Genomic DNA, 8,788 nt, shown 5'->3' on the forward strand with positions numbered 1-8,788 from the left:
CACCCATGAGCTTCATGACCGACCTCGCCGAGCCGCTGATCCGCCGGGGGCTGGTCACACGAGATTCGGTGGAGGGTTGTACCGACGGTGAGATATCGGCGCTGATGCAGGCCCAGCACGTGACCCGGATACCTCAGTCCTATCGGGAGTTCTTGGCCTATGGTGGCAAGAATCCGTACTGGCTCACCCACACCGGCGAGTGGGATTACGACTGGTTGTTGGAGGCCAAGGATTTGGCCCGCGAAATCGCCGAAGATTACAATCACGACTTCGCGCAGTTCGAGGACAGCTTCATCTTCCAAACCCACCAAGGCTACATGTTCTACTATTTCCGCGCCGAGGATCTTTCGGCCACAGATCCGAATTTCTATATTTTCACAGGAAATGATCCCGTACGCGACAGTGGGCAATCGTTCACGCATTGGCTTTCGGAGCTGGCAGATTACCTACCCGAAGCAATCCGACTCCGCGAAGAGCTGGGTCTCCAGTAAACGCAGCAGATGCGAGACTGCCGTAGGTGCGGATACCAAGCAGGACGACATCGACTGCCTCGATGAGACCGACCGATACGATATGCGGGACCCCGCAAACCTGCTTGTGCGAGCAGCGCAAGATCGACGAGAAGATCGCTGCCGATATGGGAATCACGGTGGAGGAGCTCCATGCGATCGACCGGCGGGTCGCCGAGGATGTGCGGGCTCGCGATGCCGTTCCGCAGGAGGAGCGGACCATCGAGGACAACCCGAAGTTCACCAAGGGGTTCGGCCCGAACACTCCGGACAACACCATCCAGCCGGGCGAGGTCGCCGAGTACTCCCAGGGTCCCTTCATGCCGCCCGCCGCTCCCGGCGGCCCTGCCGGACCGGCACCGATTCCGCCGCGGGCGACCTATGACGGGTGGACTCGGCAGCCGGTGTTCTATTTTCCTGTCGTGCTGCGCGGGGAGTTGGTGGGTTATCTGTGGGCTTCGGTGACTCACGGTTCCGCCAGCTTCGTTCGCAAGCTTCGGATGAATGGTGCTGGGGCGCAGGCGGATCCGTTCGCCGATCCGTCGCTGTGGGCTACCGATGTGTGGGCGGAGCGGTTGGCCGCCGCCTACGCCCAGGGGGTCACCGCGCAGGACGCGGTGCGCGCGTGGGTGGGTGCGCCGGAAGATCCTCAGGGCGGCGGGATTCCGGCGGATGCCGCGGAGCATCGTGCCGAAAGCCTTGCCGCGCTGTACGAATTCGCGAATCCGGGTGGGCCGCCGCCGCCCGAACCGCTTGTTCAGGACGGGATGTACCCGGACGGCACACCGGTCGACCGTTCGCGGGGTTGGGGGCCGGTGGTGAGTTCGCCGGTGGTCAGGTACCCGACCGAGACCGGTGCCGGGGTGCGGTTCGCGCCCGTCTCCAAGGACGGCCGGGTCGTCGGTTACCTCTGGGCCTCGGTCGCGGACGATGCCGCCGACTATCTGCCCCGCGCCGGGGATCGCACCGGGGAAATCGCCGCCGGGACATGGCAACTCCGGCTCAGCCAGGCGCAGCGCGACGGGTTGACGCCCACCCAGGCATTGCAGCGCTGCAGGCAGCAGCCCGAGGACCACCTCGCGGGCGTGATCGGTTCGGACGCACCGGAAGGCGAGTTCGCCGACCTCGCACAGTTGAAAGACCTTGCCCGGCAGTAAGTTCCGGGCGCAGGGTCACTCCAGCCAGCTCTTGCGGCGGTAGTACGCGTCGTCCTCGTCCTCGTCGTCGACCGGCACGAAGGTCTGGTTGGCCTTGCGGGCCGCGGCGGCGCGGGCGATCGCGTCGCGCTGCTCGCGGGCCTCGGCCTCCTGCCGCTCCCGCTCTTCGGCCTCGGCGCGGGCTTCCTCTTCGGCCGCCCTCTCCTGCGCCCAGCGCTCCTGAAGCTGGCGTGACGTCTCGGCGGTCCGGCGATTGACTTCCTCGATTTCGTCCAGCAGGAGCCCCGTACGGCGACGGCTCTCCGCGGCAATGCGCTCGATCTCGGCTACGTAGTCCATGGACTGTCACCTCGTTGTTTCAGTGCTCACAGCGGACCGGCCTCGGCCAGTTCGGCACCGGTGCCGAACGGGTCCTCGGGTGGCCCCTGATGCGGTGGCGGGGCGGCGGCATCGGGCGACTGCTCGCCGTCGTTGCCGCGCCGCCCGGGTGGTGGTCCCGGCGGGATACTGCCGGGTGGGCCTTGCCGCTCGCCGCCGTCAGGCGCCCCAGCGGGAGGGTTCGGTCTCGGGTCGGCCGACTCTGCACCGCCCGGGACGGGAGCGCCTTCACCTCGAGACTCCGGCGCGCCGCCGGACTCGCCTTCACCGAGCTTCGGGGCGCCTGTGGCGTCTTCGCCCTCGCCGGGTTTCGAATCCTTTTCGCCAGGCCCGCCCTCGCCGGGCTTGCCTTCCCCTGTCTCGATAACCGGGTTGCCGTGCTCGTCCAGCTTGACGCTGAAGCTCTTTTCATCGCCGCCTTCCGACATCATCAGCTTCAACTCGCCGTTGGCACCCATCTCGAACTTCAGGTGCTTACCGGCAATGTCGAATTCGGCCGCCCTGCCCCCACCGGCGCCGCCCGCGGGATTCAGCGCTCCCTGGACGGCCTGCGTGATGCTGTCGACCCCTTGTTGGATCGTCGGTCCCAGCGCGGAAATCCCCTGTTGGACGGTCTGCGCGGCGGTACTCGCCAGCGGGCTGAGCGTGCTCGCCAGCGAAGCCAGACCGGTAAGCCCGGTGTCCGTCGTGCCCGCCGCCGTGGTTTGAGTCGGCGTGGTCGTTGTACTCGGGCCAGGAGGTCCGGGGGGCCCGGGAGGACCGGGCGGGCCCGGCTGGGAGGTGTCCTTCTGCTGGGACTCGGGCTTCTGGTACGGGTCGTCGTTGACCTTCTGCAGCGCTTCTTCTGCTTTTTTGAAGAAATTCTCGACGTCGAAATGACATGCGTTACAGACTCTGTCGAATATTTCGACCTTGGCCTTCACGTCGTTGTAGAACGGTCCGCGGACCCATTCCCAACATTTCGTGGCCATGTCGCTGTCGGACACCCCGGGGAATATTTTCCTCAGATGATCGATTCTTTGATCGCCGTCGAACGGATTCTTACCGGATCCCGAAATAGTTCGCGCCTTGGCAACCTGAACGATATCGTATACCTCGCTCGGATTCTTACCGTCGACGAGCCCCTTGGACGAGTCCCAGATATCCCTGACTACAATGGCCTTTCCCGCTATCGCGGTCTTGATTCCGGGGATAGCGGACTTGATGGTGACGAGGGCAGCACGGGAGGTGGTCCGGTCCTCGTTCGCCCGAGTGACGAGGTCTCGCATCATGTCCGTAGCGGCAGTTGCCGCTGCACCCTGCCAGATGGACGGAAGGGCTTGAACCTGGCCGTTCTGCAGCTCCCACTCGGTGTCCGCCGTCGACAGCGCGCGCTCGAGGCCGTCTGCGACATTGCTCAATGCGGTGAGATCCATACCGCGCTGCATATCGTACTTGGCGCACATATCGAGATATGAGGGGCCGGTTGTCTTCACGGCATCCAGGCAGAGTTCGAGGTATCGATCGAAATACTGAAGCCCCGGGGTGCCATGATCCAAGAGCGCCTTGACGTCACCCGAGTTCGCGAGATCTTCGACTGCACTCATGAGAGGCCATTCCTATCGATAACTGCTTCGGATTCCTGGTCCACGGCCATTTATTTCGCAGCGCCGGTGCTCGCCACCTTTTGGGCATTCGTGGCGTCGGTCGCGCCTATGATGACGACGCTCTGCCCCATTGCGTCGGCGAGAGCATCGGACGCTTCTTGCCATTGCAGTAGCCAGGATTCGATCCGGACCAGACCCTCGTTGATCTTCTTGCCGTGGTTGCCGTACTGCATTCCCGCTTGGGCTGCACCGAAGGTATGGGCTTGAATCCCTTTGGCCTGATTTCCTATCGCGCCCGCAGACTGCTTCAGCTTTCCGGCCAGGGCCGACAGTGCCCCGGAATCCACCACAACGCTGCCCGATGCCTGCCGTGCCGACTCCGTCACAGGTGATCTCCCCTCCTCGTCTGCGCCTGGCCGCCCGGACCGACCGAACTCCGTCCCGCCATACTCCCTTGGACGCACCGGAACCGGATCAGGTTCCCTGATCCGGTGATACCCGGTACCGGGAAACTACTCGGTACGCGGAGAAGACAGCAACTGGACGGCGCGCCTCCCTACTTCCCCAACTCCCCCTGGTCCGTCCGGACCCACTCGCTCGTCCCGTCGGGATGCTGGTGGAATTCCCACGCCGAGTACGCGCCGTCCTTGTCGAGGATGCTGACGTGGTCGGCGGTGCCGTCGTGGTCCATATCGGTCCACAGGTCGGTGCCGCCGGGACCCGCCACGGATTCGGTGTCGGGGATGCCGTCGGCGTCGATGTCCTGGGTGGGGTGGTGGAGTTCGACGGCGCCGAGGCCGCCTAGGTCGGAGTGCGCATCGACGTCCGGCAGGTTCATACCCGGCAGATCGTCCGATGTCATCATGTGCGGCTCCTCGAGGAACGTGCGGCGGATGTCGGTCCATCCTGACATCCGCCGGGCCCCCGGCGCACCCTCCTGTGGACAACCACACCGACGCGTTCCGGCCCGCGACCGTTGCCTGTGGATAACTACACGCCGGGCCGCGGGCGGCAACCGTTGCGCACCCGCAGCACCGCGGCCCGGGCTCAGTGCTGCTTCGGAATTACCAGCCACAGGATCAGGTAGAGGATGAACTGCGGGCCGGGAAGCAGGCAGGACAGGACGAACAACAGGCGCACGACGGTGGCGTTCCAGCCGAAGTATTCGGCGATACCGCCGCAGACACCGGCGATCCACTTGTTGTTGCGTGAGCGGGTGAAGCGGCGGGCAGGGACGGTCATGGTGTTCTCCTTCTCTCGTTCGCTACGCCTCCACTCTGCGCCGCCCCCGGCGCCCGCGGCATCGGGCTCGGGACCGATCGGCACCCTGATTTCTCCGGGGCCGGACTCAGGGTCGGACCCGGAGCACGGCAGACTTGATGCAATGAGCGCCACTCTGCACGCCCGCGGCCTGTCCGCCGGACACGGTGAGCGCACGCTGTTCACCGACCTGGACCTGATCCTCGCCCCGGGCGATGTGATCGGCCTGGTCGGGGTGAACGGTGCGGGCAAGTCGACCCTGCTGCGGATGCTGGCCGATCGCACCGCGCCGACCGGCGAGATCACGTTCAGCCCGCCCGACGCGACGATCGGATATCTCGCTCAGGAACCCGAGCGGGTGCCCGGCGAGACCGTGCTGCAGTTCCTCGCCCGGCGCACGGGAGTGGCTGCGGCGCAGGAGATCATGGATGCCGCCGCGGAGCGCCTCACCGCGGAACCCGAGGGTTCCACCGATGACTACACCCCCGCCCTGGAGCGCTGGCTGGCGCTCGGCGGCGCCGATCTGGATTCGCGGGCGGCCGAGGTGGCGGCGGACCTGGACCTGCTCGACAGCCTCCCGATGGGGCTGCGGACGCCGATGACCGCGCTGTCGGGTGGGCAGGCCGCGCGCGCCGGGCTGGCGTCGGTGTTGTTGTCGCGCTTCGACATTCTGCTGCTCGACGAGCCCACCAACGATCTGGATCTCGACGGCCTGGCGCGGCTGGAGCGGTTCGTCACCGGGGTCCGGGTGCCGCTGATGGTGATCAGCCACGACCGAGAGTTCCTGGCGCGCACGGTGAATCGAATCGTCGAACTGGATCTGGCGCAGCAGCAGGTGGGCGTCTACGACGGCGGCTACGAGGCCTTTCTGGCCGAACGCGAGACCGCCCGGCGGCACGCTCGGGAGGCATACGAAGAATACGCCGACACCAAGGCCGCCCTGCAGGCCCGCGCGGTCACGCAGCGCAACTGGATGGAACACGGTGTGCGCACCGCCCGCCGCCAGGCACGCGATCCGCGAAAGCTGGACTCCGACAAGATCGGCCGCAAGATGCGCGTCGAATCCACCGAGAAGCAGGCGTCGAAGATACGCCAGACGCAGCGGCGCATCGAGCGGCTCGAGGCGGTGGAGGAACCGCGCAAGGAATGGGAGCTGCGGATGACGATCGCCGCGGCACCGCGCAGCGGATCGGTGGTCGCCACCGTGTCCGACGCCACCGTCACCCGCGGCGAGTTCACGCTGGGACCGGTGACGGCACAGGTGGATTGGGGCGACCGGATCGTGCTGACCGGCGCCAACGGGTCCGGGAAGTCGACCCTGCTGGCGTTGCTGCTGGGAAAGATCCTGCCGGACAGCGGATCCGCGTCGCTCGGCTCGGGTGTGGCGATCGGCGAGGTGGATCAGGCGCGCGGCCTGTTCCGCGGAAGTGCCACGCTCGCCGACACTTTCAGCGCCGAGGTGCCCGAGTGGAACCAGGCCGATATGCGCACGCTGCTGGCGAAGTTCGGCCTGCGCGGCCCCCATGTGCTGCGCGCCAACGACACCCTGTCCCCGGGTGAGCGCACCCGCGCGGCGCTGGCGCTGCTGCAGGCGCGCGGCGTGAACCTGCTCGTCCTCGACGAACCCACCAACCACCTCGACCTGCCCGCCATCGAACAGCTCGAGCAGGCCGTCGAATCCTTCACAGGCACACTGCTGCTGGTCACCCACGATCGCCGCATGCTCGACAGCGTCCGCGCGACCAGGCGATGGCGGATGGACGGCGGCAGGCTCACGGAGGATCGCTGAATGCGGCGGACGAGGGGATGCTCATGGCGCGGATAGAGCTGGGCATCGACACCCGGATCACGCTGCTGATCACCGGGCTGCTGTTCCTGTGGGCGCTGGTGCTGGGCGCCTGGAAGTACCACGGGATCCGGACCTCGGACGAGGGCGCGGCGCACGTGTACGTCGATATCGCCCACCGCGCCGCGCTGATGTACAGCTTCGCCGGCGTTCTGCTGGCGGTGTTCGTGGCGCTCAGCGATTGGCCGACGGCCGTGAATCTCGCTGCGGCACTGGTGGTTCTGGCCTTCTTCGCCGGAGCGATCGCCACCTACTGCTGGCACGGCTGGCGGCGCGACACCACGAATCAGTTCCGCGGCGAGATCGGCTCACCGATCCGCTGGACGATGTTCGCGCTCATCGGCGGGGAGATCGGCGGGTTCCTCGTCCCCTTCACCGGTTTCGTGCACGCGCAGTTCTGACGACCCGTTCATCGGCTTGCGCCACACCAGCAAGTACCGCCAATAGACCAGCCGCCGTACCCGCGCGCCGGGGAGCAACTCCGCGGCCGTCCGCCGGGCCTCGCGGGTGGTCAGCGCCGGATCCAGCACGACCGGCATGGCGGGGTCGTCCGCGGCGGCGAACCAGCGGCCCCGGCCCAGCGTGCGCAGCACGAGGAACAGACCCGCGAGAATCCGCTGGCCGAGGATGGCGGCGAGCTCGAAAGGCCACTCGCGCCGGTCCTTTCGCGGCAGCACCACCGCCGCCAGCACGCCGCCCGGCCGCAACGCACGAGCCAGGACGGGCAGCGTCTCCTCCAGCGGAACGTGATGCAGCGCGGTGACCGACACGATCGCGTCGTACCCGTCGTCCGGCAGCTCCCAGTCCCGCACGTCGCCGAGAATGCAGCTGACGTTCCCGGGAACCGATCGCAGCGCCCGGTCGATCATGTCCGGCGAGCGATCCATCGCGTCCACGTGCTCGGCGTGCCGGGCGAGTTCCGCCGCGAACGCCCCCGCGCCGCAGCCGACGTCGAGTACCCGGCGGCACGGCCTCGGCAGCCGACGCAGGAGCAGCCGGTGATAGAACTCGTTGTGGCTCCAGGCGAATGCGTTCATCGGCGGATACGGAAGTCGATCTCGCTCATCCCCCGTGGATGGCGGTGATCAGCGTGCGATTGGCAATGGTGCGCGTGGTGACGATCTGGGTGAACGACTTGGGCGGCTCATCGGGCAGCTGCTGGGTCAGCCTGACCTCCCACTGCCCCTCCGTGGCGGCGCGGGTGATGTGCACGCAGTAGCGTGTCCCGACCGGCACCTGGTTGATGCCGCGCTGAATCTGTTCGGCCGCGGGCACATCGGCGGTGTCGGCGACCACGGCGCGGGCCGCGAAGCCGGAGCGCTGCACGTAATAGGCGCGTTCGAAGGCCAGGATGGCGTCGGGGCCGTTGCCGGTGCCGCCGGGATCGGTACCGGAGACGATATCGGCGGTGCGGCGCTGCTCGCACCCCTCCGCCGCGAAGGTGGCCGGTTGGGTGCTGCTCGCCGGTGGCGCCGTGGTGCGAGCCGGGACCGCTTGCACCGGTGTCGGTTTCGCTGCCGCGGCCGGGGTGCGATCGCGCGTGGTGTGGATGACGGTCAGCACGATCGAAACGATCACGACGCCCAGCCCGAGCATGATCAGCACCGCGACCAGTTTGTCGGCGCGCCGATTGTCCGGACGCCGCCGCCGCGGATGGCGCAGCCGCGGACCGGGATTGCCGCCCGATCGGTCGATGAGCTCCGGAATCAGGCCGGACTTGTCGCGCTCGGCGCCCTCGCCCTCATCGATGCCGGGCCCGATCCGGTCCGGCGGGCTCGGCTCGACGATCGGATCCCGTTGCGGCGCAACGGCAGGGTCCAGCCACTGCTCCCACTCGCCGGAGTGATACGACGGCCCGTCCGGCGGCGGTAGCGCGTCGACATCGATCTCGGGCGGGCGGCGCCGCCGGGGACCGGGGGCGCCCCGGCGCCCCCCCGTATACTAAGCACACCGCAAGCGCACCCAGGGCCGGGCCACCGACAAAAGATTTCACAACACCCCCTAACGATAGCCGGAGTAAGAAAGAATAAAAGCCCAAGAAGCACATAACGC

The 8,788-nt window shown here is 67.3% G+C and carries 11 protein-coding genes; 4 read left to right on the plus strand and 7 right to left on the minus strand.

Annotated features, from left to right (window positions below):
- Positions 1 to 5: 5 nt before the first annotated feature.
- The gene (locus QH290_RS37755; RefSeq protein ID WP_280388190.1) at positions 6 to 491 is read left to right on the plus strand and encodes an SMI1/KNR4 family protein; all 486 of its coding nucleotides are present in this window, start codon (positions 6 to 8) and stop codon (positions 489 to 491) included.
- Positions 492 to 553: 62 nt separating this feature from the next.
- Entirely contained in the window at positions 554 to 1,666 is a 1,113-nt protein-coding gene (locus tag QH290_RS37760) for a hypothetical protein (RefSeq protein ID WP_280388192.1), read from the plus strand.
- Positions 1,667 to 1,681: 15 nt separating this feature from the next.
- Here QH290_RS37760 and QH290_RS37765 read toward each other — a convergent pair whose 3' ends face one another.
- The 5 genes from QH290_RS37765 to QH290_RS37785 all read right to left on the minus strand — a co-directional run bounded on the left by QH290_RS37765 (position 1,682) and on the right by QH290_RS37785 (position 4,872).
- Positions 1,682 to 2,005 (minus strand): hypothetical protein, encoded by a 324-nt coding sequence (locus QH290_RS37765; RefSeq protein WP_280268039.1) that lies wholly within the window; start codon positions 2,003 to 2,005, stop codon positions 1,682 to 1,684.
- A gap of 26 nt (positions 2,006 to 2,031) precedes the next feature.
- Positions 2,032 to 3,630, minus strand: coding sequence for an ICP22 family protein (locus QH290_RS37770; RefSeq protein ID WP_280388194.1), 1,599 nt, complete (start codon positions 3,628 to 3,630; stop codon positions 2,032 to 2,034).
- Between the two features lie 50 nt (positions 3,631 to 3,680).
- Positions 3,681 to 4,016: a hypothetical protein gene (locus QH290_RS37775; RefSeq protein WP_280268041.1), complete on the minus strand. Its 336-nt coding sequence runs from the start codon at positions 4,014 to 4,016 to the stop codon at positions 3,681 to 3,683.
- Positions 4,017 to 4,186: 170 nt separating this feature from the next.
- Entirely contained in the window at positions 4,187 to 4,495 is a 309-nt protein-coding gene (locus QH290_RS37780) for a DUF6802 family protein (protein WP_280268042.1), read from the minus strand.
- Between the two features lie 182 nt (positions 4,496 to 4,677).
- Positions 4,678 to 4,872, minus strand: coding sequence for a PspC domain-containing protein (locus QH290_RS37785; protein ID WP_280388196.1), 195 nt, complete (start codon positions 4,870 to 4,872; stop codon positions 4,678 to 4,680).
- Positions 4,873 to 5,014: 142 nt separating this feature from the next.
- On the opposite strand from QH290_RS37785, the gene QH290_RS37790 reads away from it, so the two are divergent.
- Both QH290_RS37790 and QH290_RS37795 read left to right on the plus strand, forming a co-directional pair.
- A complete protein-coding gene (locus QH290_RS37790; RefSeq protein WP_280268044.1) occupies positions 5,015 to 6,679 on the plus strand; it encodes an ABC-F family ATP-binding cassette domain-containing protein in 1,665 nt (554 codons plus the stop codon).
- A gap of 23 nt (positions 6,680 to 6,702) precedes the next feature.
- Complete coding sequence (locus tag QH290_RS37795) at positions 6,703 to 7,137, plus strand: hypothetical protein (RefSeq protein WP_280268045.1); 435 nt, start codon at positions 6,703 to 6,705, stop codon at positions 7,135 to 7,137.
- Here the strand turns inward: QH290_RS37795 and QH290_RS37800 are convergent.
- Both QH290_RS37800 and QH290_RS37805 read right to left on the minus strand, forming a co-directional pair.
- A complete protein-coding gene (locus QH290_RS37800; protein WP_280388198.1) occupies positions 7,045 to 7,773 on the minus strand; it encodes a class I SAM-dependent methyltransferase in 729 nt (242 codons plus the stop codon). The two genes, QH290_RS37795 and QH290_RS37800, sit on opposite strands and share 93 nt — an antisense overlap.
- Positions 7,774 to 7,798: 25 nt before the next feature.
- Positions 7,799 to 8,332, minus strand: coding sequence for a DUF8176 domain-containing protein (locus QH290_RS37805; RefSeq protein WP_483244256.1), 534 nt, complete (start codon positions 8,330 to 8,332; stop codon positions 7,799 to 7,801).
- Positions 8,333 to 8,788: the final 456 nt, after the last annotated feature.

Origin of the sequence: Nocardia wallacei (assembly GCF_029869545.1) — a bacterium.
In the GTDB taxonomy this organism is placed as follows: domain Bacteria; phylum Actinomycetota; class Actinomycetes; order Mycobacteriales; family Mycobacteriaceae; genus Nocardia; species Nocardia wallacei_A.